The sequence below is a fragment of the Streptosporangium sp. NPDC023825 genome (assembly GCF_040639575.1).
In the GTDB taxonomy this organism is placed as follows: Bacteria; Actinomycetota; Actinomycetes; order Streptosporangiales; family Streptosporangiaceae; genus Streptosporangium.
The window spans coordinates 32919-58748 of the sequence record NZ_JBFAAE010000027.1; the positions used below are offsets into that span (position 1 = coordinate 32919).

Below are 25830 nucleotides of genomic sequence, written 5' to 3' on the forward strand. Positions count from 1 at the left end.
CATGACGAAGAGCAACGGCATCGTGCTCGACGTCGATGGACTGCGCATGCGATACGGCTCGCTCGACGTCCTGCACGACGTCACGTTCCAGGCTCGCCACGGCGAGGTTCTGGCCTTGCTGGGGCCGAACGGCGCGGGCAAGACCACCACGATCGAGATACTGGAGGGCTTCCGCGTCCGGTCGCAGGGCCGGGTCTCGGTGCTCGGCGCCGATCCCGCGCATGGCGACGAGCGGTGGCGGGCCAGGCTCGGGATCGTGCTGCAGTCCTGGCGCGACCACGGCAAATGGCGGGTACGCGAGTTCCTCGCCCACCTCGGCACCTACTACGCCCCCTACGCAGTCCCCGGGATCTCGCGGCCCTGGGACCCCGACGAGCTGATCGAGAGAGTCGGCCTGACCGGGCACGCCGGCAAGAAGCTCAAGACACTCTCGGGCGGCCAGCGGCGCAGGCTGGACGTGGCGATCGGCCTCGTGGGGCGCCCCGAGGTGCTGTTCCTCGATGAGCCGACCACCGGCTTCGACCCGCAGGCCAGGTCCGACTTCCACGGTCTCATACGCGACCTGGCCGATGCCCGCGAGACCACCGTCCTGCTCACCACCCACGACCTGGACGAGGCCGAGAAGCTGGCCGACCGCATCCTCGTACTGAACGGCGGCCGGATCGTCGCCGACGGCACCGCCGCCGAGCTGGCACGGCGGATCGCCGGCGAGGACGAGGTGAGCTGGGTGCGCGATAGGCGGCGGTACGTCGAGCGGACGCCCGACTCGACCACGTTCGCCCGCGAGCTGTTCGCCCGCTACGGCGACGACGTCCAGGAGCTGGAGGTCCACCGGGCCTCGCTGGAGCAGACGTACCTGGCGCTGGTGCGCGAGGCCGAGGAGGTGGCCCGATGAAGGCGACCGTACTGCGCGCGGGCTGGTCCCGGGGCCTGATCGAGCTGCGGCAGTCGTTCACCAACGGCGCCGAGCTGTTCTCCCATTTCCTGTGGCCCGCCCTGATGGTGGCCACGCTGTTCTTCATCCGGGACCGGCCGGTCGGCGCTCTCCTGCTCGGCGCCGTGGCCTTACCCGGCATCCTCGGCATGAACGCCGCGACCGGCATGATCGGCATGAGCCAGCAGCTCACCGCCGACCGCGAGGACGGCACGCTGCTGCGTGCCAAGGCGACCCCGCACGGGATGCCCGCCTACCTGATCGGCAAGGTGATCTCGGTGTCCGGCGGCCTGCTCGCCGACCTGGTGATCTTCCTCGTGCCCGCCGTGCTCCTCGTCGAGGGCCTGCGGATCGGCCCGGAATCCTGGCCCGGTCTGGCCTGGGTACTGGCGCTCGGCCTGGTCGCGACCCTGCCCATCGGCGCGGTCCTGGGCTCGATGTTCACCACTGCCCGCGCCCAAGGGCTGATCCAGCTACCGTTCCTCGCTGTGATCGGCATCTCCGGCATCTTCTACCCGATCACCGCGCTGCCCGAGTGGCTGCAGTGGATCGCCCAGATCTTCCCCATTTACTGGATGGGGCTCGGCATGCGCTCGGCCCTGCTGCCGGACGCGGCAGTCGTCGTCGAGATCGGCGCGTCCTGGCGGCACCTGGAGACCGCCGGAGTGCTGGGCGCCTGGGCGCTGCTCGGCCTGCTCATGGCGCCGGTCGTGCTGCGGCGGATGGCACGCGGGGAATCCGGTTCGACAGTGGCGGCACGCCGTGAGCGTGCCCTGCGGCGGATCGGGTGAAGGCCATGACCGTCACGACGGTGACCAGCCGATCCCTGGCGCCGGACCTGGCCCGGGACGTGATGTCACTGGCGATCGCGGTGGCGCACGCGCCGGTGTCGGGGTTCCGTTCCGGGATGTGCCCGGAGTGCGAGGGCGTGGCCGAGCGGTTCGACCGGCTCCACGTCAGGCGGGACGTCGAGGGCAGGGCGGGCCGGGAGGCTATGGCGGCGTTCGCCTCGGCGCGGCGTTGCCCGCTGTGCGCGGGGGCCAGGCTCAACCGGGCCGCGCCGGCCTGCCGGATCAATGGACGCGACATCGCCGAGCCGGCCGCGATGGAGGTCCGGCACCTGGCCGACGCGGTCGCGGAGATCGACGCCCCGGTCGCGGCGACGACGGTCCCGGCGATCCTGGACCGGCTGCGGCACCGTGGTCTTCGAGGGCACGCCGCTGCGCCTCCTCAGGGAACGCAGGTGACGCGGACGCGAGACCACGAGGTGTTGGCGTACCCCTTGGGATTCCACACGTGCCGGGCCGACTCCGGCTGGGTGGCCCCGCAGCTGTCCCAGGCGCGGGCGGTGATCACGGTCTCGCCCTCCCCCAGCCCGGCGGTGGCGTGCCAGTGCCGCCATGCCCAGGGGCCCGCCTGCTCGCCGAGATCCGCCTGGATCCAGCTGTCGCCCCCGTCGAGGGACACGTCGACGCGGGCGACGGTGCGGCCGTCCCCGGCATAGGCGTAGCCGGTGACGCGCGTGAGGCCCGGCCGCGGGCGGGCGCCGTCGGCGGGGCTCAGGATGGCGGTGTTGAGGACGACGGGTCCCAGGGAGATGCCGTCACCGGGTCCCGCCTTGGCGGGGTCGGCCTCGGGGGGCAGGAGGCGGTAGGCGGTGGCCTGGAAGTAGTTGTCCGAGGGCTCCTTCCGCGCGGTGACGCGCTGGAGCCATTTGACGCTGCGGGCGCCGACCCAGCCGGGGACGACGACACGGAGCGGGGCGCCGTGGGCCGGGGGCAGCGGCCGGTCGTTCATGGCCCAGGCCAGCAGGACGTCCCCGCCGGCGGCCTTGGCCACGGGTATCGAGCCGCCGTAGGGCTGGACCGGATCGGCGAGCCGGGAGACGTCGGGAGCGGCGAAGGCGATGTGCGCGGCCTCGGGGAGCAGCCCGGCGCGGGCGAGGACCTCGGCCAGGCCGACACCGCTCCAGCGGGCGGTGGAGGTGGCGCCGGGCCCCCAGGGATCCTCACCGGGGATGTCGCGCACCTCGAGCAGACCGGCCCGGCGGTTGCCCGCGCACTGCAGGGTCGCCACCACGCCGATCTCGGTGAACCCGGAGCGCAGGTCCTCCAGGGACAGCGTCAGCGGGCGCTCGACCAGGCCGTCCACGGTCAGGCGCCAGGACCCCGGATCCAGGTCGGGGACGGGACCGTGGTTGCGGCTGTAGAAGGTGTCGATCGGGGTGAGGATCTGATCGGCCAGGGCGCCGGGCGGGGGCTCGGCATTATACGGATCGGTCCCGTGGACCACCATGTCATCTCTCTTGCCCCACATGTTCACACGCTTCGGAATACCCGGAGACGGGGACACGACACGGCTCCGGCCGAGCCCGACACCGAACCCGGCGTCCACCCGGTCGCCTGCACCGAGAAGCCGGCACGGCTGGGCCAGGCGATCGACCGCTACGAGGCGGCCTCCCACGGCCGTCGCAGCGAAAACCGGGTACCGAAACCCGGGCACAGCAAACCGGGCACCGAGAAACCGGGCACCCCGGCCCGCCGCTCCGGCGGGCCGGGGCCAGGCGACGCCTGTGATCGGGCGGGCGCCGAAAGCCCGTGCGGTCCTGGGACCGTGGGCCGCCGATCAGCCGTAGTACTTCTTCGCGCCGTCGTGCAGGGGCACCGGCTCGGTCTTCTGGGCGTTGTCGCGGGTGATGTCCTTGGCCGCGGGGTGGACCTTCTCCAGGTCCGCCTTGCGGTCGAAGAGCAGCTTCGTCAGGCTCCCGGCCAGGGCGGGGTCCATCTTCTCGTTCACGACGAGCAGGTTGGGCACCGAGATCGTGGACACGTCGGCCGGGGTGCCGTAGACGTCCTTGGCGATCGTTCCCGCGGCGTACACCTGGCCGTGCTCGGCCTGCATCGCGGGCAGCACCCCGTCCAGCGGGACGAAGACGACCTTGTCCTTGAGCGAGGTCAGCAGGTCGGTGAGGCCGGGCGTGGGCAGCCCGCCCGACCAGACCAGCGCGTCGAGGTCGCCGTCCTTGACGGCCTGCACGCTCTCCGGCAGGCCCAGCGACTGCCGGGTGACGTCCTTGTCCGGGTCGAGACCGGCGGCCTTCAGCAGGCGCAGCGCGATCACCTCGGTGCCGGAGTTGGGCGAGCCGGTGGAGACCCTCTTGCCCTTGAGGTCGGCGACGGACTTCACCCCGGAGCCGGCGGTGGCGACCACCTGCGTGTAGTTGTCGTACAGGCGGGCGACGGCGCGGATCGGCTGGGGCGCGGTGAACGCGCCCTTGCCCGTGACGGCGTCGGCGGCGGAGTCGGCCAGGGTGAAGGCGATGTCGGAGTCGCCCCTGACGACCCGCTGGATGTTCTCCACCGAGGCGCCGGTCGCCTCGGCCGTGGCCTGGTAGCCGGGGAGGTTCTTGCCGATCTGGTCGGCCAGCCCCCCGCCGAGGACGTAGTAGACGCCGGTGGTGTTGCCGGTGGCGATCGACAGCCGCTTGCCCGCGGCGCCGCTCTGGCCCGCGCTCTGCTCGGCCGACCGGTCGCCGCCGCACCCGGCGAGGAACAGGACTCCCGCCGCCAGCAGGACGGCCACGCGTTTGACGGTCAATGAACTGCCTCTCGTTTGCGCATCACCAGATGGAGGGAGACGGCCACGATCAGAAGACCCGCCCCGGCGAGGGCGGGCAGCGGGGACAGGAACAGCAGCAGCACCGCCGCCACCGCGCACAGCACCCGCTCGACGGGCCCGGCCGGGCCGAGCAGCCGCCCGCCGGTGGCGGCGGCCAGCGCGGCGACCGCGAGCGCCGAGACCCCCGTGGCCGCCAGGATCTCCCCGAGCGTGCCCTGGGCCAGCAGCCCGGCCCCGCCGGGGGTCAGCACGAAGGCGAACGGCACCAGGAACGCGGGAAGCGTGTACTTCCAGGTCGCCATCATGGTCCGGTAGGCGTTGCCGCCGGTGATGGCCGACGCCGCGAAGGCCGACAGCGCCGTGGGCGGGCTGACCTCCGACAGCACGGCGTAGTAGAAGATGAACATGTACGCCTCGGCCGGGCTGACGCCGAGATCCGTCAGCGCGGGCCTGATGATGACGGCCGCGATGACGAACGACGCGGTCACCGGCACGGCGAGGCCGAGCAGGAGCACCGCGACCGCGCACAGCAGCGCGGTGACGGCCAGGATCCCGCCCGAGGCCCCGACGATCAGCGAGCTGGCCTTGAGTCCGAGACCGGTGAGCGTGACGACGGCGACGATGAGTCCGGCGGCGGCGCAGGTCACCGCGACGGCCAGCACCCCGGTCGTCCCCGCGGCCAGGGCGCTCACCGCCCTGCGGGGGGTGAGGGCGTGCTTCCTGTCGAGGAAGGAGAGCGCGGCGGCCAGCAGCGTGGCGTACACCACGGCGCGGAACGGCGACTGGCCCATCGCCATCAGGACGACGATCACGAAGAGCGAGCTGAAGTGGTAGCCGAACCGCCTGACCAGCGGCCAGAACCTCGGCGCGTCCACCTCGACCGCCCGCGTCCCGTACTTGCGGGCGTCGATCTCGATGGCCAGGAAGATGCCCAGGTAGTACAGGACCGTGGGGATGGTGGCGTACAGCAGCACCGTGAGGTAGCCGACCCCCATGTACTCGGCGATGATGAACGCCGCCGCGCCGAGCGTGGGGGGCGACAGGATCGCCCCGATGCCCGCCGCCGCGAGCACTCCCCCGCCCTGCTCGGGCGGGTATCCCGCCCTGCGCAGGATCGGCCAGGCGACGCTGCCGACGCTCACCGTCGTCGCGACGCCCGAACCGCTCACCGTGCCGAGCAGGAAACCGGCGAGGGTGACCGTACGGCCCGGCGCGGAGCGCGAGCGGCGGAACGCGGCCAGGGAGACGTCCACGAAGAACTTCCCCGCCCCGGAGTGGTCGAGGACCGCGCCGTAGACGGTGAACAGGATGATGTAGGTGGCCGCCACGTCGAGCGGCACCCCGTACACGCCGTCGGTGCCCATCACGAACGAGACGACGATCCGGTCGATGTCGTAGCCGCGGTGCCCGATGCCCCAGCCGAAGGGCAGGTAGCCGCCGTAGTAGGCGTAGAGGACGAACGCGGCGCAGACCGCGGGCAGGATCCAGCCGATGGCGCGGCGGCAGGCCTCCAGAACCAGCAGCACGATGACCGCCCCGGCCACCACGTCGAGGGCCGTCGGGTCGAAGGCGCGCCGGATGAAGTCGTCGAAGACCACCAGCGGGTACAGGCAGGCCGCGAGCGCCAGTGCCGCCAGCGCCCAGTCCACGACGCCGGGCCGGTCGGTGCCCCGCCGCCCCGGCTTGTAGCAGACGAAGGTGAGCGGCAGCACGACCGCGAGGAAGAGCATCCGGTACGGGAGCACGGAGGCGGGCCGGAAGGCGCGGTACAGGACGTACAGCGACAACCCGAGGGCGACCAGCGTGACGGCCCCGGCCACCCAGCCCGACAGCCGCCGGGCGGGCCGTTCCGCGTCGAACTCCGCGATCAGCTCGTCCGCCGACGCGGCGCCCGTCGTCGTGTCGCCCGCCGATCCCGCCGATGTGGTGCCTGTCAAACCGCCGTCTCCACGTGTGAGCCGCGACCTTTGACGGCACATTACATAGATCGCTGACGCCCGTCCGTCAGGGCGCGGTCACATTCGCGTCACACCTGCCGTGCGGGAGGCGTCGGGCCGTACGGAACGCACGAAGAGCGCGGAATGTCCGGAGAGGAGGACCGAAAACCGGGCGGCCGGGAGCGGCCGTCCCGGCGCCGTCAGCCGCCCGAGGTGTCGTTCTCGGCGTCCGCGCTGGGAACCGCGAGGTCGTAGGGGTCGTCCAGCCATCCGGCGGGCAGGTGGACGCGGTCGCGCGGGTTGGTCTTGCCCCGCGGGGTGTCCACGCCGTCGGGCCACGGCTGGGCCGGGTCGAGCTCGGCGAGGCCCGCCCGCAGGACGGCCAGGCTCTCCGCGGTGGCCAGGCGGCGGCGGAGCTCGGCGCCGACGGTGAAGCCCTTGAGGTACCAGCCGACGTGCTTGCGGAAGTCGACCACCGCGTGCCGCTCGCTCTCGAAGCACTCGGCCATCAGGGTGGCGTGCCGGTCCATGGTCGCGGCGACCTCGCCCAGCAGGGGACGGCTCAGCTCCTCGTCGCCCTCGCACATGGCCGCCAGGTCCGCGAACAGCCACGGGCGCCCCAGGCAGCCCCGGCCCACGACGACCCCGTCACACCCGGTCTCGTCCATCATGCGGCGCGCGTCGGCGGCGCTCCAGATGTCGCCGTTCCCCAGCACCGGGATCTCCGTCACGCTCTCCTTGAGCCGCGCGATCGCCTCCCAGTCGGCGGTGCCGCCGTAGTGCTGGATCGCGGTGCGGCCGTGCAGCGCGATCGCGGAGACGCCCTCCTCGACGGCGATCCGCCCGGCGTCCAGGTAGGTCAGGTGGTCGTCGTCGATGCCCTTGCGCATCTTCACGGTCACCGGCAGCGTCCCCGCGTTGCGCACGGCCTCGCGCAGGATCGCCCGGAACAGGTTCCGCTTGTACGGCAGCGCGGAGCCGCCGCCCTTGCGGGTCACCTTGGGCACCGGGCAGCCGAAGTTGAGGTCGACGTGGTCGGCCAGGTCCTCCTCCGCGATCATGCGGACGGCCCTGCCGACGGTCACCGGGTCGATCCCGTACAGCTGGATGCTGCGCGGGCTCTCCTCGGGCTCGAACCTGATCATCTTGAAGGTCTTGGGATTGCGCTCCACCAGCGCCCGCGTCGTGATCATCTCGCAGACGAACAACCCGCCGCCCTGCTCCCGGCAGAGGGTGCGGAACGGCGCGTTGGTGATCCCGGCCATCGGGGCGAGGACGACCGGCGGCCATACCTCCAGTGATCCCAGCTTCAACGACTCCACCTGGCTTTTCTACCGCACAGTGACGAGCAGGACGAATCATCGCTGGGTATGGTGTCCCTGGCGTAGATCAACGTGACACGGGAGGCCGCGGATGCTGCTGCGACTGCGGATCGCACTGCCCGATCAGCCGGGCTCCCTGGGGAAGGTGACCCGTGTCCTCGGTGTCGCGGGCGCGGACATCACCCAGGTGGTCGTCCTCGACCGCGGCGAGGGCCGGGCGCTGGACGACATCACCGTCTACTGGCCGGACTCCGCCCCCAGGGAGAGCCTGGTCGAGGGGCTGGAGAGCGTGCCCGGGGTGACGATCGAGGGCGTCTGGGGCACGCGCGAGGCGCCGGGAACCTACCCGGAGCTGGAGATCCTCAAATACATCACCACCGCGGGCGACCGCGCCCTGGCCACCCTGCTCGACTCCATGCCCGTGCTGTTCAGCGCCGACTGGGCGGCGGCGGCGACCGAGAAGAGCCCTCGCACGATCGTCCACTCCAGCTGGCGCGCCCCCGAGCAGGTGCCCTTCCCCGACGAGACGCCCATCCGCCCGTCGGCCTTCACCCTCGACTCCGGCCTGCACGTGATCGCCGCCCCGCTGCCCCCGCTGGCCCTGACCTTCCTGCTGGCCCGCGCCGACGGCCCCGCCTTCCACCGCATCGAGGTGCACCGCCTCACCCGCATCCTGGAGATCTTCCTCACCCTGCCCGCCGTGGAGCGGGTCGTCGCCCGCCAGCTGCGCCGCCCGCCCGAGCAGGACGGCTGAACGATCACCTGACCGGGCCCTCCGTACGGACGGCCGCGGCCGGGTCCGCGCGGGCGGCCACGAGGCCGGCGGCTGAACGCACGGTTACGCAACCGCCGGGAAAACCCGCTAGAGTTCTCTCGTCGCCACCGGGGGAAACCCGGGGGAAACACGCGGAAGTGGCTCAGTGGTAGAGCATCACCTTGCCAAGGTGAGGGTCGCGGGTTCGAATCCCGTCTTCCGCTCGAAGGGTCTTCGGGCTCTCACTCCGGTGGAGTGGCCGAGAGGCGAGGCAACGGCCTGCAAAGCCGTCTACACGGGTTCAAATCCCGTCTCCACCTCTGGTCCTTCCCCATGCGGACGATTAGCTCAGCGGGAGAGCACTTCCCTGACACGGAAGGGGTCACAGGTTCAATCCCTGTATCGTCCACCACCGCCCGTTCACGGGTTGATCGAAGAACGGCCGTCAGAGTCCTTTCTCAGGGACCTTGGCGGCCTTCTGTTTTTTCTGGTCGGTCGCCTTTCTCCGGTTGATCGCCGCTGATCGGCGCTGTTTCCCGTCCCGCCTTCTTGACCTCTCTCCTGACGCCTCTCCGCACGGCACCGAGTCACCGTTCGCGTCGAGCCCCGGGACCGGCACGCGGAGCGACAGGCCAGGCGGGGAGGGGTCGTCAGGCGTGGAACAGCTGTCGCATATATGGCGATATGACCGAAAAGTAAATGAAATACACCTTTCGGTAACAGCATAGTAATAACAGGCACTTTACAGAGCTTGTTCGGAGGTGATGTCATTCGTCCCGATCGTCGACTATGGAGGTAATGTGAGGGTCCCCGCCCCCAGAAGTATTGCGGCGTCGCTCGCCGCGACCCTGATTACTGTCATGGTCACCCCGGTGACGGCGTACGGCGCCACCTCGCCGCCCACGGTTCCACCGGCCCAGGCCGGCAGCACGCCCGGCGGCGCGCCCGCCACGGTGACGCTGATCACCGGTGACAAGGTGAGGGTGACGCCGAGATCCGACGGACCCCCCTTGGTGGACGTCGTACGCGCGCCGGGCGCCACCGGCTCGGTGCGCGTCGCCACCGAACGCGGGCACACCTACGTGTATCCCGACGAGGCCGTCGCCTATCTCGCGGCCGACCGGCTCGACAAGCAGCTTTTCGACGTGACCCAGCTCATCGACCTGGGCTACGACGACGCGCGCAGCGGCGAACTCCCTTTGATCGTCACGCACACGGAGGACTCGGCCGCCCTCAGGACCGGCCGCCCGCCGCTGCCGGGAGCCGAGACCACGCTGAGTCTTCCCTCCGTGCGCGGTGCGGCCGTCCGCGCCCGCCGGGCGGAGGCCGCGGCCTTCTGGTCGGCCCTCACCGACGCCGGGCAGCGGCCTTCGGCCCGGTCCGAAGGCACGCCGAAGGCCGCGGCGACGCCCCGGTTCGCCGCCGGCATCGACAAGGTCTGGCTCGACGGCAAGGCGAAGGCGACCCTCGCCGACACCACGGCGCAGATCGGCGCCCCCGCGGCCTGGGCCGCGGGCGGCACGGGCGCCGGGGTCCGGGTCGCCATCCTGGACAGCGGGGTCGACCCCACCCATCCGGACCTGGTGGACCGCGTCGTGGCCTCCCGGAGCTTCATTCCCGGCGAGGAGGTCGTCGACCGGAACGGGCACGGCACCCACACCGCCTCCACCCTGTCCGGCACCGGTGCCGCCTCCGGCGGCAAGGAGCGGGGCGTCGCCCCCGGCGCCGACCTGGTGGTGGGCAAGGTCCTCGACGACACCAACTCCGGGCCGATATCCGGCATCATCGCGGGCATGGAGTGGGCGGCGCGCACCCAGCGCGCCAAGGTGATCAGCATGAGCCTGGGGGTCGGCGTCTGGCACACCCAGGACGATCCGCTGAGCCGGGCCGTGAACCTGCTGAGCGCCGAGACGGGCGCGCTCTTCGTCATCGCCGCGGGCAACAGCGGGCAGAGTCCCTACAGCGTCAGCGCGCCCGGGACGGCGGACGCCGCGCTCACCGTCGGCGCGGTGGACGCCTCCGACCATCTCGCCGGCTTCTCCAGCGCCGGGCCACGCACGGGCGACGACGGGCTCAAGCCCGACCTGACCGCTCCCGGCGTGGACGTACTGGCGGCGCGCTCGCAGTACATGAACGGGGGCGAGGGCCACTACCGGCTGGAGAGCGGCACCTCCATGGCGACGCCGCACGTCGCCGGGGCGGCGGTGCTGCTGGCCCAGAAGCACCCGGAGTGGACCGGGCGGCAGATCAAGGACGCTCTGATGAGCACCAGCGTGCCGACCCCCGACTACACCCCCTACCAGGCCGGCACCGGCCGGCTGGACGTGGCCGGCGCCTACCTGCGGGACCAGGTCGTCGCGACCGGATCGGTGGACGCGGGACTCGTCCCGTGGTCGCCCGGTACGCGGCGGCAGCCGATCACGCGGGAGATCACCTACACCAACACCACGGGGAGCCCCCTCACCCTGGAGCTCACCCTCGCCCCCGGCGGTTCCCCCGCGGGGGTGTTCACGCTCGCCGCCGACCACGTCACGGTGCCCGCCCGCGGAACCGCGACGGTCGGCGTCACGGCGAACCCGGACGGGCTCGCGGCGGGTCAGTACGCCGCCCAGGTCAGGGCCCGGCACGCGTCCGGTGACGTGCACACGGCCGTGGGCGTCGCCGTCGAATCCGAGAAGTACGACCTCACCGTGCGTCTGAAGGACCGCGCCGGCCGGCTCGTGAACGGCGATGTCGAGATCAGGGGCGCCGACGGGACCAGCGCCTTCCTGTGGGTCCAGGACGGGACGGTCACCAGCCGCCTCGCGCCCGGCTCCTACACGCTCCTGTCCTTCCCGGACGTGACGGGCCGGCACGGACCGAACTCCCTCGGTCTCGCGGTGCTGGCCGCTCCCGAGGTCGACCTGACGGCCGACCGGGAGGTGGTGCTCGACGCCTCGCAGGCACGTCAGGTGAAGGTGGCGACATCCCTGCCGAGCGCCGTGGCCGACAGCCGGCTCGACATCTACCGCTCCTTCACCTCGCAGGAACCCACGCCCTCCGACTGGGCCGCCCTGCGAGAGACGATCATGCCGTCCGCCGTGTACGACAGCCTGTGGGCCCTCCCGACGAAGGAGAAGGTGAAGCGGGGCAGCTTCGTCCTCACCACCAGGATCCGCGCCGAGCAGACCCCGATGCGGATCACCTACCCCGGCCACCGTCTCGACGACCCTCTCGTCCAGCCCGGTTCCCGGCCGCTGCCGGACGGCACCTCACGGCTGGACGCCGTCTTCGCCGGCACCGGCTCACCGGCCGACTACGCCCGCCTGTCCGCCCGCGGCAAGGCCGTGGTCATCCGCGACGGCGCCGTGGCCCCGGCGGACCAGGCGAAGGCGGCGCACGCCGCCGGCGCGGCGCTGCTCCTGGTGGTCAACGACGGCGCCGGCCGCGGGAGCGGCTGGTACGGCGCCCCCGACGCCGTCTCGACCGGCCCGCTCCCGGTCGCCTCGCTGACCATGGACGAGGGGAAGACGCTGATCGACGGGCTCGCCGCCGCGGGCAGGCACGGGATCCGGCTGACGGTCGAGGCCCACCCCGCGCCGAAGTACCTGTACGACCTGGTCGACTACCACATCGGACAGGTGCCCGGGGATCCCTCCGCCAGGACGGGTCCGCGTGACCTGGCCCGGATCGATCTCGACTTCACCCCGCCGCCGGGGAACCGGGTCACCGAGGCGCGGGTGGACTACCCGCCCTACGAGTACTACTCGGGCATCCCCTTCGCCCTGAAGCCGGTCGCGCCGGGGCGGCGTACCGACTGGGTCTCCGCCGGGGACGGGGTCAAGTGGCAGCAGAACACCATCCTGGACGGCTGGGGGACGTCGAAGACCGACGTGCTGTCCTACCGGCCGGGCAGCGTCCAGCAGGACCGCTGGTACGGACCCATCTACCGGCCGCGCCTGATCGGCACGGACATCCCCTACCGCGGCGGGAACGGGCTCAGCGCCTACATCCAGGGGTTCGGCGACGCGGGAGCCGCGCACAGCGGCGGGTCCGGCCAGTCGCAGCGGGTCACCATGTACCAGGGCGACAGGCAGCTGGTCCAGATCGAGGGCTGGCCCAAGCTCAACGTCGGTGAGCTGGCACCGCAGCGGCTGCCGTACCGGCTGGTGGTCGAGACCGGGAACGACGGAAGGGTCAACCCCTACTCCACCGCCACCCGGACCGAGTGGCGCTTCACCTCCGGCGCCCCCGAGGAGGGGGTGGCGGCCATCCCGCTGGTCCAGCTGGACTACGGGACGGACCTGGACGCCGCGGGCCGGGCGGAGCGCACCTCGGACCTCTCCATCACACCGGTGGTCGTCGGCGGCGACTCCACCCAGGACGCGGTCTCCACGGTCGAGCTCGAGGTCTCCTACGACGGCGTCGTCTGGCGGCGGCAGAGCCTGAAGGAGAGGAAGGGTACCTGGCAGGCGTCCCTGAACGCCCCGCACCGGGCCGAACACGTGTCCATCCGCGTCACCGCCGAGCAGCGCGACGGCGGCGGCGTCACCCAGACCGTCACCCGCGCCTTCGGCCTCAAGTAGGCCCGGCCGCGGGACGAGGCGTCGCCGGCGACCGACCGGCGGCGCCCAGGTCATGAAGGATCCGGGGGCCGGTCCGCCGCACCACGAGCGGGACCGGCCCCCGTTCCGTACGAACGCCCTGTCCGTTCAGGGTGAACACGGTGGCCTTGACTCCGGCGCCGCGCCGACGCCGCCGACCGCCCGCGGGACGCGCTCGCCTCGGGTTGAACCACCCGCGAATGGTGACATATGCGGTGTCGCTCGGCTGGAATGGGCTTGTTCTCCAAGGACCGCATCGATCCCGGACGGCGGAGGACGCGGCATCCGGTCGCGGGCACCGGCCGGAGCGCGGCGGAAGACGTCGAGGAGAGGCTGACCCCCATGGACATCACCGAGTACGCCGACACCGTGTGGCGGGGCGAGGTCCCCGACAGCATCGTGCACACCGGCCTCGCCGGGCAGGGCTTCGTGGAGGTCGCCGACGGCGTGGGCTTCCGCAGCGGCTTCGGCAACGTGATCGCGCTGCGGCACGGCGGGGAGGTGACCCTGTTCGACACGGGCAACCCCTTCGACGCGGACCGGCTCCACACCGACCTGCACGCCTGGACCGACGACCCGGTGACCGCCGCGGTCTACTCCCACGGGCACATCGACCACGTCTCGGGCGTCGGCCCGTTCGACGCCGAGGCCGACACCGCGCGACGGCCCCGGCCGACGGTGGTGGGGCACGAGGCGGTCGCCGTCCGCTTCGAGCGCTACGTGCTGACGGGAGGCTACAACGCCGTCGTCAACCGGCGGCAGTTCCAGGCTCCCGATCTGACCTGGCCCACCGAGTACCGCTATCCCGACGTGGCCTACCGCGACGTGATGTCACTCGGCCACGTCGACCTCTTCCACGCCATGGGCGAGACCGACGACGCGAGCGTCGGCTGGGTGCCCTCGCACCGCATCCTGCTGCCGGGGGACCTGTTCATCTGGGTGACCCCCAACTGCGGCAACCCGCAGAAGGCGCAGCGCTACCCGCGCGAGTGGGCGATCGCGCTGCGCAGGATGGTCGAGCTGCGGCCGGAGATCATGCTGCCCGGCCACGGCGCCCCGGTCCTCGGCGCCGACCGGGTCGAGCAGGCGCTGACCGAGACGGCCGAGTGGCTGGAGTTCATGGTCGAGCGCACCCTGGAGATGCTCAACGAGGGCGCCAGGCTGGAGGAGACCGTGCGTGCCGTGCGACCCCCCGCGCGGCTGGCGGAGCGACCCTACCTGCGCCCGCACTACGACGAGCCGGAGTTCGTGGTGCGCAACATCTGGCGGCTGTACGGCGGCTGGTACGACGGCAACCCGGCCAACCTCAAGCCCGCGCCCGAGGCCGCTCTGGCCGCGGCGGTGGCGGAGCTGGCCGGAGGCGCGGGGAGGCTGGGCGAGGCCGCGCTCGGAGCACTGGCCGCGGGAGACCAGCGGCTGGCGGGGCACCTGGCCGAGATGGCCGTGCAGGCCGCACCGGGCGACGCGGCGCTGCACAGGGTGCGGGCCGAGGTGTTCGCCGCCAGGGCGGAGTCGGAGGCGTCGCTGATGGCGAGGGGCGTGTTCACCTGGGCGGCCGAGGAGTCGCGCAGGGCCGCGGGAGACGCCCCGGCCTGACCTCCTGCCTCCTGCCCTCTTGCCCTCTTGCCTTCTGCCCCTGCCCCGGCTCGGGCGGCGCAGGGCGTGCCCTCGCGCCGCCCGCCCTCCGAGCTCCGCCGTGAACGTTCAGCTCGCCATGGGAAGCGCCGAGCCGTCCATCGGGCCGCCGGGACTGTAGACCACGCACATGACGTCGCGGTCGCCGCCGGCCCAGGTCTCCCGGGTCGGCAGGACCGGGTAGAAGTTCAGCCCCGAGGCCGATTCGCCGCTCCAGTGACTGTCGAACCCCCGCCGGCAGCCCTGCCACGCGAACGCGCTCAGCGCGGCCGGATCCCATTCGCCGTCGGGAGCGTGCACGAAGCCGTACGCCTGGTTGGCCGCCCGCTCGTGGCAGGGCGTGTACAGCACGACGACCTCTGCCGCCTCCCCGGAGTACTCCGGGTCGGTGAAGCACTCCCCCGCCTCGATGTGCAGGATCCCGCTCGTCCCCGCGGTGACGAAGGTCTCGTCCTTGATCGTCGGCACGGTCGTCCCCGCCGTCCCCGTCGCGGTCGGCGGCGGGAGCAGCGTCCCGAGCGCCACGAGACCGAGAAGCAGGGCCCATCGGCGGGCGGGCCGCCGGATGGCGGCCTGGCGGGTGACGGTCAACGGGACATCCTGTTCCTCGGGAAGCGGCTCTTCACCCGGGGAGCGATTCCGCTGTTCGACGGCTGGTCGGCCACACCATAGGCGTGGTCCGCGGAACGCCCGGGCAACGGAGGGTGGCGAGCGCGCGGACTTCCGGCGACATCGGCGGTACGGCCGGGATCACAGGTTCCAGAGGGAACATGTTCATCGGGACGCAATACTCAATACAGGCATTTGATGATCTTTTCTGGATCAATACGGACGTCCACCGCACTCCCTCGGTGGAATGCGATTCCTCCCCCGGAAAAGAGCTCATGATGGGCGAAGTCAACATGCCCCGGCCCACCGGATCCCGGCGAACGAAGCTGACGACGGCGGGCGCGGGCGTGCTGCTCCTCGGCGGCCTGGCGTTCGGCCCGGTGGCGTTCGGCGCGGCCGCGCCGCCGAAACATCCCGCCGCCGACATCCACAAGCCCTCCCCCATGCCCGACCGGGTCATCCTGACCCCGACCACCACCCCGTCGACCAGCCAGAAGGTCACCTGGCGGGCCGTGGCCGACGCCGAGTCGGCGCAGGCGGAGATCCTCGAGGCCCCGCGGGCGCTCGGCGAGGTCGCGCCCGCCGCGGGCTCGGTCGTCAACGTCAAGGCGGCCGTCAGCACCCCGGTCAACACCACCCTGGGGTACGCCTCCACCTACCACACGGTGGAGTTCACCGGCCTGAAGCCGAACACCCGGTACACCTACCGGGTCGGCGACGGCACCAACTGGGCCGAGTGGAGCGACTTCACCACCGCGGCGGCCGACCTGCAGCCGTTCTCGTTCATCTACTACGGCGACGCGCAGAACTACATCGACTCGGCGGTGCCGCGCGTCTTCCGCCAGGCGTTCGCCGACCGCCCGCGGGCCAAGATGATCGTCAACGCCGGTGACCTCATCGACTCCGCGAACAGCGAGGAGCAGTGGGGCCAGTGGTACAAGGCCGCCGGCTTCATCGACAGCCAGGTCAACAACATCTCGATTCCCGGCAACCACGAGTACAGCGGCGGGCTGTCCGCCTTCTGGCGGCCGCAGTTCCCCTATCCGGACAACGGGCCGGGCAACCCCGAGCTGAAGCAGACCGCCTACACCGTCGACTACCAGGGCGTGCGCTTCATCGGCCTGGACTCCAACGTGCAGGGCAACCCGGTCCTGATGGCCGCGCAGGCCACCTGGCTGGAGGGCCTGCTCAAGGACAACCCGAACAGGTGGACGGTGGTGACCTTCCACCACCCCGTCTACTCCACCACCGGCACCCGCAACAACCCCGCCGTCCGTGACCAGTGGGGCCCGCTGCTCGAGAAGTACGGTGTGGACCTGGTCCTGCAGGGCCACGACCACTCCTACGGCCGGGGCAACGTGGCGACCGCCCGCAAGTCGGTCACGGTCAACAACGGCGTCGCCTACGTCGTGTCGGTCTCCGGCGGCAAGATGTACGACCTCAACAACGGCGAGAACTGGACCGGCAACGGCGCCGAGGTCGTCAGCAAGAGCCAGAACACCCAGCTCTACCAGCTGATCGACGTCGAGGCCGACCACATCACGTTCGAGGCCCGCTACGCCAACGGCGAGCACCACGACGGCTTCGTCATCCGCAAGAACAAGGCGGGCGAGCGCACGGTCAACGAGATCCGCACCCCGGAGAACACCGTCGGCGAGCAGGTCACCGTTGACAGAACCACCGTCGGGACGCGCGGCGAGCTCAAGATCTCCGCGTACGGCTACGACCCGGACGAGCGCGTGTCCGTCTACCTGAGGGAGGCCGGCGACCGCGACAGGGGGAACGGGCACGACAGGGACGACTCGATCGGCGTCCGGACCGCCGACGAGCTGGGCCGCCTGACCTACACCTTCAGGCTGCCGAGCAGGGCGAAGAAGGGTGACACCTACGTGGTGTACCTGGACAGCGCCAACCAGAAGATCACCAGTCCGGTCGTCACGGTCACGAGGTAGTGACCTCTCCGGGCGCGGGGCGGCCGTGACGGCGGCCCCGCGCCCGGAGACACCGGCGCCGCGCCCAAGCCGAACCCGAGCCATGCCGGCGCCGTGCCCGAGCCGAGCCGGCGCCATACCCGAGCCATGCCGGCGCCGCGCCGAAGCCGTGCGAACAGGAGATCCGTTGAGAATCCACACCCGCGTGCTGGCGGGCGTGCTGCTCGTCTGCGCCCTGGGCGGCTGGACCACACCGGCCGCCGCCCACCCCTTCGGGCCGCCGTCCACCGCGCGGATCGGGGCCGACGGCTCGCGCGTGACCATCTCGTGGTTCGCGGCCGAGGACGACTGGGTCGCCCTCGGCCAGTCGATCGGGGCGTTCGAGGACCCGGCCACCGGTACCGTGTCGACGGAACTGACCGGTGAACAGAAACTGGAGCGGTCACCGGCCCTGCGTGACTACCTGCTGGACCGGGTCACGGTCGCCCAGGGCGGCCGGCGGTGCGAGAGCCGGCTGGAGGAGCTCCGGGCGCTGGTCACCGACGGCGCCCGCTTCGTCTTCGACTGCCGGAGCCCGGTCACGCAGGTGGACGTCACCGTCGCCGCCCTGACCGACCTCAACAAGGCGTACCGGACGATGCTCGTCGCCGAGACCCCCGCGATCCCCGGGCGGACGCTTCTCACCGAGGCCGAGAGCACCCGGCGCCTGACCTTCTCCGGCGCGGGCGGCGCCGGCCTGCCCCCGGGGACGGCCGTCGTCGTCTGGGCCGCCGTGCTGCTGGCCGGAGCGGGGGTGTTCGCCGCGTTGTGGAGGCGGCGCGGGACGGGCGGGCGGTCGTGACGGAGTTCAGCGGCTTCGAGAGCCGGTTCGTCTCGCTCTTCGACGACAGGGGCGTCTTCTGGGCGATCCTCGCCGTCGCGCTCGTCGCCGGAGCCCTGCACGCGGTCGCCCCCGGCCACGGCAAGAGCGTCACGGCGGCCTATCTGGTGGGCACCCGGGGCGGCTACCGCGACGCGCTGCGCCTGGGGGTCATCGTGGCGCTGATGCACACCTTCTCGGTGCTGGTGCTGGCGTTCGCCTGGGTGGGGCTGAGCGGCGCCGCGAGTTTCGGCACGGAGAACGTCACCGCCTGGATGCAGGTCGCGGCCGGACTGGTCACGATCGGCGTCGGAGCCCATCTCACCTACCGCCACCTGCGGGAACGGAACCGGCACCGGTCACAGATCCACCACGGACATGGGCACGGGCACGGACACGGCCACGGGCACCAGGTCGGGGCCGGGACGGACCCCTGGTCGCGCCGGGGTCTGCTCGCGCTCGCTCTCTCCGGCGGGTTGCTGCCCTCGCCGTCGGCCTTCGTCGTCCTGATGAGCGGGCTGCTCACCGGCCGGGCCCTCGACGCCGTCGTGGTCGTCGCCGCCTTCGGCGTGGGGATGGCCCTCACCCTGACCGGCGTGGGCGTCGCGACCATCCGTGGCTACGCACTGCTGACCCGGAGGACCCTCGGCTGGTCCCGGGCCTCCACGGCACTGGCCTGGGCTCCCGCCGCCGCCGGGGTCGTGGTCTCCTTCGCGGGAGGCCTCTATCTCGTCGCGGCGCTCGGCGCCGTGACCGGCTGACCGGAGAGACGGCGGCCCCCCGGAGGGCGGACCCCGGCCGCGCGCCCGTCACCGCCGGGGTCCGCCCTCTTTCACCGGCCCTCCTTGCACCCCTTCGGGGAGGAAGGCGGCGGCCCGGTCCATCCCGACTCGGGGCCGCGGGCGCTGTAGTTCACGACCTCGCCCTTGGTCACCCCCGAAGCCGTGCGGGACGCGTAGGTGACGGAGGAGAGCGTCCTTCCCGTCCCCGGGTCGAGGATCTGCCTGGAGTAGGCCGGCAGCTCGCCGTAGTCTCCCCTCTCCCCGAAGTCCACGGACAGGCCCTTTCTGCCCAGCGGATCCGTCACCGTGCCCACGACCTTGACGGTCGGCAGGCCGGCCAGGACGCGGATGACGGCGGCGCGCTGGGCGGGGGTGAGCGACGTGCCCAGGAGGTACCTGGCGGTGATGGGCAGGGACTTCTCGAAAGGCTGCTCCATCAGACCAGGGCCTTTCCGGCTCTCGTGGTAGGCGCGAAGCCGCTCCACGAGCCCGGCCGGATCGGTGGGGAGCGCCGCCAGCTCCGCCATGGTGAGCGTGCCGGCTTTTTTCTCGGGGTGAACATCCTTGGAATCCACCTTCAAGGAATACTGGCAGCCCTTCGGCTCATCGACGATCGGAATCCAGCTGCACCTCCCGCCGTTCCGGCAGAAGGCCTTGGCCCGGGCGGGAGCTCCCGCCGCCCGCCAGGCGCGCTCGTCCCTGGCCGTGGCCGGACGGGCACCGGGCGCCCACAGCTTCGTGAGCACCGGATCGGCGGGGTCGCGCGGCTGCCAGATCTCGATGCGTTCGACCAGCATGATCCCGTAGCCGTCACTGGACACGTGGCCGCCGTGGATCGTCGCCTCTCGCCAGTAGGCGCCGCTCTCCGCGGGGAGCTTCCCGACCCTGTCGGCCAGGTCGAACAGCTCCTGGTTGGTCCTCGGCGGATCGAGCACGGCGGGGGCCGATGCCAGGTTCGTCACCAGCGTGAAGACCAGGGCCACGACCGCCGCCGTGGCCAGCGGCGCCCACAGCGCCCACAGCCGGGGCCGGGGCCGCGACGGGGCCGGCTCCGGGCGCGACGGCCCGCGCGAGGATTCTCCTGGCGCCTGGGCGGTGGCCATGAGCAGCATGTCGTCGGCGGAGACGCGTGATCCGCGGTCCAGCGAAGCCGGGCGGGCCATGGCGAGCAGGTCCATCGCGTCGGGCTTGCGGCTCATCGCGGTTTCCTTCCTGGAGCGGTCACGGGCTTCTGGAATGTGCCGGTGCCGGTGGCTTCGATCGCCGACCGCAGCCGGCGGCGCGCTCGATGCAGGCGGACGAAGAAGACGGCCTTGGTACAGCCGAGCACCTTGGCCGCTTCCACGGTGGACAGGCCATGCCAGGCGGTCAGGGTCAGGAGCTCCTTGTCGGCTTCGGACAGGCCGGCCAGGGCACGGAGGACGGCGACGCGCTCGGTGGCGTGTTCGCCCACGTCGGCGACGGCCTCCTCCACCCACGTTCTCAGTTCGGCTTCCAGGGCGTCGCGCCGGGCGGCCCGCCGGAAGTTGTCGCGCAGGATGTTGCGGGCGACGCGGAGGAGCCATGGCAACTGCGCGTGGTCGGGAATGCCGTCCAGACGCCGCCAGGCCACCAGGAAGGTCTCGCTGACCACTTCCTCCGCGAGTTGATGTCCGGCGCGACTTGCCGCATAGCCGTACACCCGCGCTTGGTAGGTGTTGTAGAGCGCGGTGAAGCGCTCATGGGGGGTTGGCACGCCGGTTCCTTCGGTCGGGGACAAACGTTCATAGAGCAAGTGGTCCGAAGGAAGGCTTACTTACATCTCGATTCCGCGTTTTTTCCACCGGTCGGCTTCGGGCCCCTGCCGGGGCCCGCCCCCGAGCGGGCCGGCCTGCCGACACCGCGTCCCGTCTACGGGCCCTCCGGGGCCTTGCCACCTTGCGGCCGGTGGCGCGGACCCGAGGGCGGGGTCTCGTAGGCGCGCGGGCGGGGCCACCAGCCGGGCACCGCCGCGCGGTATCTCTCGTAGTCGGCGCCGAACGTGCGGCGCAGGGTCGGCTCCTCGTACCAGCGGACGAACGCGACGACCGGCACGGCCACGGCGACGGCGTACAGCAGGAGGACCGGGCGGCCCAGCAGGAGCGCCTGCCCGACGATGATCGCGAGGACCGCCACGTACATCGGGTTGCGGACGTGCCCGTACAGCCCGCCGACGACCAGGTGCTCGGTGGGGGCGATCGGGGCGGGGGTGCCGAGGCCCTCCACGACGAACCGGACGAACGCCCTGACCAGCACCGCGGCCCCGGCGAGGACGAGTGCCGCGCCGACGAGGCGCAGCGACACCGTGATCCAGGCGGGTGCCGCGGGCAGGAGGTCCCCCGCCTCCCAGCGGGTGATCCACCAGGGCAGGAGCCCGGCGACGGTGCCCGGCGCCAGTGCGAAGAAGATCGTGGTCCCGACGGCGGCGGGCGTCCTGCGCATCGCGTCACACTCCCCTGTCATGGCCGCCGGAGGCGTACGGCCGTCGCCGGAGGCCATTAATTCATTGTTCGTTGAGTTTAGGTTCGAGCCGGAGGGGCGTCAACGGCGGGACGCCCCTGCGTGGCCATCCGGGTGAAAGGTGCCCGAAAGGGAAGATTCACGGGGGGTATGACGGCACGGGCGAATCGCGTTAACCCTGTGCACGTAGGCTGTCCCGGGCTCACAGGGGCGCCGTACGCAGCCGTACACATGGGGGAGACAGTGGTTCCGTTACCAGCCGACACCGGCACGCCGTCGCGAGCACTCCTGCCGGGAGGTCCCGCGCCGCAGGCCAGGACGTTGCTGGACATTCTCGATCAGACCACGCGACGTCATCCTCACGCACTCGCCCTGGACGACGGGCGGACCCGTCTCGACTACACCGGCCTGCGGGCCGAGGCGGGCCGGATGGCCCTGGAGCTGCGCGCGGCCGGGGTCGGACGCGGCGACCGGGTCGGGGTGCGGATCCCCTCCGGCACCGTCGGCCTGTACGTCGCGATCGTCGCCGTGCTCACCGCCGGGGCCGCCTACGTCCCGGTGGACGCCGACGACCCCGACGAGCGGGCCGAGCTGGTCTTCGACGAGGCACGGGTCCGCGCCGTCATCGGCGACGGCGGGAAGATCATCCCCTACGGCGACCCGTACGAGCACCTGGGCACCTCCTCGCCCGGCGACGAGACGGCACGCGGGACCGGCCACGGCGGGCATCCCGGCGACCACGACGCCGAACGTGAGATTCACCACTCCGAAACCCCGGACCCCGGCCCCGGACGTCCCGTCTCGGAGCCCCCGCCCACCGGCGGGTCGGAGCTCGACTACGCGGCGGAGCTGCACGGCGCGGGCCGGCGCGACGGGCGCGGCGGCGTCCCCGTGAGCACCTTCACGGCGGTCTCCCCCGCGGCCCGTGGCGGGGAGGCCCGGGACAGGGAGCGGGAGCGGAACCGGGGCAGTGGCCGGCCGGGTCCCGAGGACGACGCGTGGATCATCTTCACCTCCGGGTCCACCGGCAGGCCCAAGGGCGTCGCGGTGACCCACCGCAACGCGGCGGCGTTCGTGGACGCCGAGGCGCGGCTGTTCCTCGCCGGGGAGCCCATCGGGCCCGGTGACCGGGTGCTGGCGGGGCTGTCGGTGGCGTTCGACGCCTCCTGCGAGGAGATGTGGCTGGCCTGGCGGCACGGCGGCTGCCTGGTGGCGGCGCCGCGCGCGCTGGTGCGGACCGGCATGGACCTGGGGCCGTGGCTGCTGGACATGGGCATCACGGTCGTGTCGACCGTGCCGACCCTGGCGGCGCTCTGGCCGGTCGAGACGCTCGACGACGTACGGCTGCTGATCTTCGGCGGCGAGGCGTGCCCGCCGGAGCTGGCCGAGCGGCTGGCCGTGCCGGGGCGCGAGGTGTGGAACACCTACGGACCGACCGAGGCGACGGTGGTGGCGTGCGCGGCGCCGCTGACCGGGGAGGGCCCGGTGCGGATCGGGCTGCCGCTGGCGGGCTGGGACCTGGCCGTCGTCGGCAAGGACGGCGAGCCGGTGGCCATGGGTGAGACCGGCGAGCTGGTCATCGGCGGGGTCGGGCTCGCCAGGTACCTGGACCCGGCCAAGGACGCCGAGAAGTACGCGCCGCTCGGCTCGCTCGGCTGGGAGCGCGCCTACCGCAGCGGCGACCTGGTGCGGGCGGAACCCGAGGGATTGATCTTCGTCGGGCGGGCCGACGAGCAGATCAAACTCGGCGGGCGCAGGATCGAGCTGGGCGAGGTGGACGCGGCGCTGCAGGCGCTGCCCGGGGTCGCCGGGGCGGCGTCGGCGGTCCGCACGACCGGCGGCGGCCACCAGTTGCTCGTCGGCTACGTCGTGCCCGGTGAGGGGTTCGACCAGGAGGACGCCAGGGACCGCCTCCGCCACTCCCTGCCCGCCGCGCTGGTCCCCAGGATCGCCCTGGTGGACGAGCTCCCGACGCGCACCTCCGGGAAGATCGACAGGGACGCGCTGCCCTGGCCGCTGCCCAAGAAGGCCGGGACGCCCGACGCCGGGGTGCCGGACGTCGACCCGTGGGTGGCCGAGTGCTGGCTGGACATCCTGGGCGGCGTCGAGGGCGACTTCTTCGCCGAGGGCGGCACCAGCCTCGCGGCGGCACGGCTGGTCTCGGCGCTGCGGACCCGCTACCCGGCGGTCACCGTCGGCGACGTCTACGACAACCCGACGCTGCCCCGGCTCGGCAGGCACCTGGCGGCGCTCGACGCGCCGGAGATCGTGACCACCGACCGGGTCGTCACGCCGGTGCCGCGCCGCGCCGCGATCGCGCAGGCGGCGCTCACCGTGCCGCTGCTCAGTGTCGGCGCGCTGCGCTGGGTGGTGGCGCTGGCCGCGCTGAACAACCTGGCAGGCCTGCCGTGGGCGCCGGTCGTCTCGTGGTGGTGGGTGCTCGCGGGCGCGCTGCTGTTCGTCAGCCCGGCGGGGCGGATCGCGCTGGCCGCCGGCGGCGCCCGGCTGCTGCTGCGCGGCCTGAGACCGGGCACCTACCCCCGGGGCGGCGGCACGCACCTGCGGCTGTGGTTCGCCGAGCAGCTCTCCGAGCGGCTCGGAGTGGGCGAGGTGTCCACCGCCCCGTGGCTCACCCACTACGCGCGGGCGCTCGGCGCCCAGGTCGGCGACGACGCGGACCTGCACTCGATGCCGCCGATCACCGGGATGCTCAAGCTGGGCCGGTACGCGGCCGTCGAGCCCGAGGTCGACCTGAACGGTTACTGGATCGACGGCGACCAGGTGCGCGTCGGCGAGATCAAGATCGGCGCCTCCGCCACGGTCGGCGCCAGGACGACCCTCTTCCCCGGCGCGAAGGTCGGCAAGAACGCCCAGGTCGCGCCCGGTTCGGCGGTGGCGGGCTCGGTGCCGTCCGGGGAGCGCTGGGCGGGCGTGCCCGCGAGCCGGATGGGCAAGGCCCGTCCCCCGTCCGCCGACCGGCCGCCGCGCTCGTGGCACTGGGCGGCGGGCTACGGGCTGTCCGCGCTGGTCCTGAGCGCCTTCCCGGTGATCGCCGCGCTGCCCGGCCTCGCCGTCCTGCTGCGCGACGGCGCGCCCTCCCTGGCCTCCGTCCTGTACGGGGTGCCGCTCGCCACCGTCGCCTCGACGGCCACCCTGGCCCTGCTGACCGTGGTCTCGGTGCGGCTGCTGTCGGCCGGCCTGCACGCAGGGCAGCACCCGGTGCACAGCCGCCAGGCCTGGCAGGCGTGGGCGACGGGCCTGCTGATGTCGATGGCGCGGGTCTGGCTGTTCCCGCTGTACGCGAGCATGGTCACCCCCGCCTGGCTGCGCGCCCTGGGCATGAAGGTCGGCCGGGACGTGGAGCTGTCGACGGTGCTGGCGCTGCCGTCGATGACCTCGGTCGGCGACGGCGCCTTCCTCGCCGACGACACGATGGTCGCGCCGTACGAGCTGGAGGGCGGGCGGCTGCGGGTCGATCACGTGCGGATCGGCAAGCGGGCGTTCCTCGGCAACTCGGGAATGACCGCGCCGGGGCGCAAGGTGCCCAAGGACGGGCTGGTCGCGGTGCTGTCGGCGGCGCCGAAGAAGGCCAAGGCGGGCTCGTCGTACCTGGGGATGCCCCCGGTGGAGCTGCGCAGGGCCGCCGAGGAGGGCGACCGGAGCCGCACCTACGACCCGCCGCCGAAGCTGAGGTTCGCCCGCGCCGCGGTGGAGGTGTGCCGCGTGGTGCCGGTGATGTGCACGGTCGCGGTGGCCGTGCTCGTCGCGGCGGCCCTGGAGTGGCTGGCGGGGGCGTACGGCTTCGCGGCGGCGGCGGTCCTGTCGGGCGTGGCGGTGCTGGGCGGCGGGGTGCTCGCCGCGGCGACGGCGACCGTGGCCAAGTGGGTCCTGGTGGGCCGGATCGCGGTGGGAGACCGGCCGCTGTGGAGCTCGTTCGTGTGGCGCAACGAGCTGGCCGACACCTTCGTGGAGGTGCTGGCCGCGCCCTGGTTCGCCCAGCGCTGGCTGGGGACGGCGCCGCTGAACCTGTGGCTGCGCTCCCTGGGGGCCCGCGTGGGCCGGGGGGTGTGGTGCGAGACCTACTGGCTGCCGGAGGTCGACCTGGTCGGCCTGGGCGACGGGGTGACGGTGAACCGGGGATGCGTGTTGCAGACCCACCTGTTCCACGACCGTGTGATGAGCATCGATACTGTCGTCATGCGGGACGGCTCCACCCTCGGACCCCACGGGGTGGTCCTGCCCGCGGCGACGATCGGGGAGAACACCACGGTCGGACCGGCGTCCCTGGTGATGCGCGGCGAGTCCGTGCCCGCCGGGACCCGCTGGTTCGGCAACCCGATCGCGGCGTGGGCCCGGCGAGGATAGCGCGCGAAGAACAGAGGAAGCCG

At 72.4% G+C, this 25830-nt stretch carries 17 protein-coding genes and 3 tRNA genes; 12 read left to right on the forward strand and 8 right to left on the reverse strand.

What is annotated here, in order from left to right; all coding sequences use genetic code 11:
- Nucleotide 1 precedes the first annotated feature (1 nt).
- Together AB0G15_RS23310 and AB0G15_RS23315 are read left to right on the forward strand one after the other, a co-directional pair.
- Nucleotides 2-895, forward strand: coding sequence for an ABC transporter ATP-binding protein (locus AB0G15_RS23310; protein WP_362843261.1), 894 nt, complete (start codon nucleotides 2-4; stop codon nucleotides 893-895).
- Nucleotides 892-1725, forward strand: coding sequence for an ABC transporter permease (locus tag AB0G15_RS23315; RefSeq protein WP_362843264.1), 834 nt, complete (start codon nucleotides 892-894; stop codon nucleotides 1723-1725). Before AB0G15_RS23310 ends, AB0G15_RS23315 begins: the two co-directional genes overlap by 4 nt.
- A gap of 439 nt (nucleotides 1726-2164) precedes the next feature.
- Here AB0G15_RS23315 and AB0G15_RS23320 read toward each other — a convergent pair whose 3' ends face one another.
- The 4 genes from AB0G15_RS23320 to dusB all read right to left on the reverse strand — a co-directional run bounded on the left by AB0G15_RS23320 (nucleotide 2165) and on the right by dusB (nucleotide 7811).
- The gene (locus AB0G15_RS23320) at nucleotides 2165-3229 is read right to left on the reverse strand and encodes a sulfite oxidase (RefSeq protein WP_362843267.1); all 1065 of its coding nucleotides are present in this window, start codon (nucleotides 3227-3229) and stop codon (nucleotides 2165-2167) included.
- A gap of 330 nt (nucleotides 3230-3559) precedes the next feature.
- Entirely contained in the window at nucleotides 3560-4531 is a 972-nt protein-coding gene (locus AB0G15_RS23325) for a TAXI family TRAP transporter solute-binding subunit (protein ID WP_362843270.1), read from the reverse strand.
- Entirely contained in the window at nucleotides 4528-6489 is a 1962-nt protein-coding gene (locus AB0G15_RS23330) for a TRAP transporter fused permease subunit (protein WP_362843273.1), read from the reverse strand. The genes AB0G15_RS23325 and AB0G15_RS23330 overlap by 4 nt, the downstream gene beginning before the upstream one ends.
- 200 nt (nucleotides 6490-6689) lie before the next feature.
- Nucleotides 6690-7811 carry a tRNA dihydrouridine synthase DusB gene (gene dusB, locus AB0G15_RS23335; protein ID WP_362843276.1) on the reverse strand — a complete coding sequence of 374 codons (1122 nt, stop codon included), beginning with the start codon at nucleotides 7809-7811 and terminating at the stop codon, nucleotides 6690-6692.
- A gap of 91 nt (nucleotides 7812-7902) precedes the next feature.
- Here dusB and AB0G15_RS23340 point away from each other — a divergent pair, with 91 nt between their 5' ends.
- The 6 genes from AB0G15_RS23340 to AB0G15_RS23365 all read left to right on the forward strand — a co-directional run bounded on the left by AB0G15_RS23340 (nucleotide 7903) and on the right by AB0G15_RS23365 (nucleotide 14744).
- A complete protein-coding gene (locus AB0G15_RS23340; RefSeq protein ID WP_362843278.1) occupies nucleotides 7903-8565 on the forward strand; it encodes an amino acid-binding protein in 663 nt (220 codons plus the stop codon).
- Between the two features lie 152 nt (nucleotides 8566-8717).
- Nucleotides 8718-8789: transfer RNA gene (locus tag AB0G15_RS23345), tRNA-Gly, on the forward strand.
- A gap of 25 nt (nucleotides 8790-8814) precedes the next feature.
- Nucleotides 8815-8885 (forward strand) — tRNA-Cys (locus tag AB0G15_RS23350).
- Between the two features lie 17 nt (nucleotides 8886-8902).
- Nucleotides 8903-8977, forward strand: a tRNA-Val gene (locus AB0G15_RS23355).
- A gap of 388 nt (nucleotides 8978-9365) precedes the next feature.
- Complete coding sequence (locus AB0G15_RS23360) at nucleotides 9366-13130, forward strand: S8 family serine peptidase (RefSeq protein ID WP_362843280.1); 3765 nt, start codon at nucleotides 9366-9368, stop codon at nucleotides 13128-13130.
- A 255-nt stretch (nucleotides 13131-13385) separates the two neighbouring features.
- Nucleotides 13386-14744, forward strand: coding sequence for an alkyl sulfatase dimerization domain-containing protein (locus AB0G15_RS23365; RefSeq protein ID WP_362843282.1), 1359 nt, complete (start codon nucleotides 13386-13388; stop codon nucleotides 14742-14744).
- Between the two features lie 108 nt (nucleotides 14745-14852).
- Here the strand turns inward: AB0G15_RS23365 and AB0G15_RS23370 are convergent, their stop codons facing one another.
- Nucleotides 14853-15374 carry a hypothetical protein gene (locus AB0G15_RS23370; RefSeq protein WP_362843285.1) on the reverse strand — a complete coding sequence of 174 codons (522 nt, stop codon included), beginning with the start codon at nucleotides 15372-15374 and terminating at the stop codon, nucleotides 14853-14855.
- A 296-nt stretch (nucleotides 15375-15670) separates the two neighbouring features.
- Here AB0G15_RS23370 and AB0G15_RS23375 point away from each other — a divergent pair, with 296 nt between their 5' ends.
- The 3 genes from AB0G15_RS23375 (at nucleotide 15671) to AB0G15_RS23385 (ending at nucleotide 18943) form a co-directional block, all read left to right on the forward strand.
- Nucleotides 15671-17344: a metallophosphoesterase family protein gene (locus AB0G15_RS23375; protein ID WP_362843287.1), complete on the forward strand. Its 1674-nt coding sequence runs from the start codon at nucleotides 15671-15673 to the stop codon at nucleotides 17342-17344.
- 166 nt (nucleotides 17345-17510) lie between these two features.
- Nucleotides 17511-18164 (forward strand): hypothetical protein, encoded by a 654-nt coding sequence (locus AB0G15_RS23380; protein ID WP_362843289.1) that lies wholly within the window; start codon nucleotides 17511-17513, stop codon nucleotides 18162-18164.
- Complete coding sequence (locus AB0G15_RS23385) at nucleotides 18161-18943, forward strand: hypothetical protein (RefSeq protein WP_362843291.1); 783 nt, start codon at nucleotides 18161-18163, stop codon at nucleotides 18941-18943. The genes AB0G15_RS23380 and AB0G15_RS23385 overlap by 4 nt, the downstream gene beginning before the upstream one ends.
- A gap of 71 nt (nucleotides 18944-19014) precedes the next feature.
- On the opposite strand, the gene AB0G15_RS23390 is transcribed toward AB0G15_RS23385, so the two are convergent.
- From AB0G15_RS23390 to AB0G15_RS23400, 3 genes are all read right to left on the reverse strand, one after another.
- On the reverse strand, nucleotides 19015-20163 hold the full coding sequence (locus AB0G15_RS23390; RefSeq protein ID WP_362843294.1) for a CU044_5270 family protein: 1149 nt from the start codon (nucleotides 20161-20163) through the stop codon (nucleotides 19015-19017).
- Nucleotides 20160-20699 (reverse strand): RNA polymerase sigma factor, encoded by a 540-nt coding sequence (locus AB0G15_RS23395; protein WP_362843297.1) that lies wholly within the window; start codon nucleotides 20697-20699, stop codon nucleotides 20160-20162. The genes AB0G15_RS23390 and AB0G15_RS23395 overlap by 4 nt, the downstream gene beginning before the upstream one ends.
- Before the next feature lie 155 nt (nucleotides 20700-20854).
- Nucleotides 20855-21481: a methyltransferase gene (locus AB0G15_RS23400; protein WP_362843300.1), complete on the reverse strand. Its 627-nt coding sequence runs from the start codon at nucleotides 21479-21481 to the stop codon at nucleotides 20855-20857.
- A 204-nt stretch (nucleotides 21482-21685) separates the two neighbouring features.
- On the opposite strand from AB0G15_RS23400, the gene AB0G15_RS23405 reads away from it, so the two are divergent.
- Entirely contained in the window at nucleotides 21686-25807 is a 4122-nt protein-coding gene (locus tag AB0G15_RS23405; protein WP_362843302.1) for a Pls/PosA family non-ribosomal peptide synthetase, read from the forward strand.
- Nucleotides 25808-25830 lie beyond the last annotated feature (23 nt).

Excerpts from the sequence above, each read along its gene's own strand:
- AB0G15_RS23320 (WP_362843267.1), bottom strand. The coding sequence starts at position 3,229 with ATGGTGGTCCACGGGACCGATCCGTATAATGCCGAGCCCCCGCCCGGC.
- AB0G15_RS23310 (WP_362843261.1), top strand. The coding sequence starts at position 2 with ATGACGAAGAGCAACGGCATCGTGCTCGACGTCGATGGACTGCGCATG.
- AB0G15_RS23375 (WP_362843287.1), top strand. The coding sequence starts at position 15,671 with ATGGGCGAAGTCAACATGCCCCGGCCCACCGGATCCCGGCGAACGAAG.
- AB0G15_RS23315 (WP_362843264.1), top strand. The coding sequence starts at position 892 with ATGAAGGCGACCGTACTGCGCGCGGGCTGGTCCCGGGGCCTGATCGAG.
- AB0G15_RS23340 (WP_362843278.1), top strand. The coding sequence starts at position 7,903 with ATGCTGCTGCGACTGCGGATCGCACTGCCCGATCAGCCGGGCTCCCTG.
- AB0G15_RS23390 (WP_362843294.1), bottom strand. The coding sequence starts at position 20,163 with ATGAGCCGCAAGCCCGACGCGATGGACCTGCTCGCCATGGCCCGCCCG.
- AB0G15_RS23400 (WP_362843300.1), bottom strand. The coding sequence starts at position 21,481 with ATGGCCTCCGGCGACGGCCGTACGCCTCCGGCGGCCATGACAGGGGAG.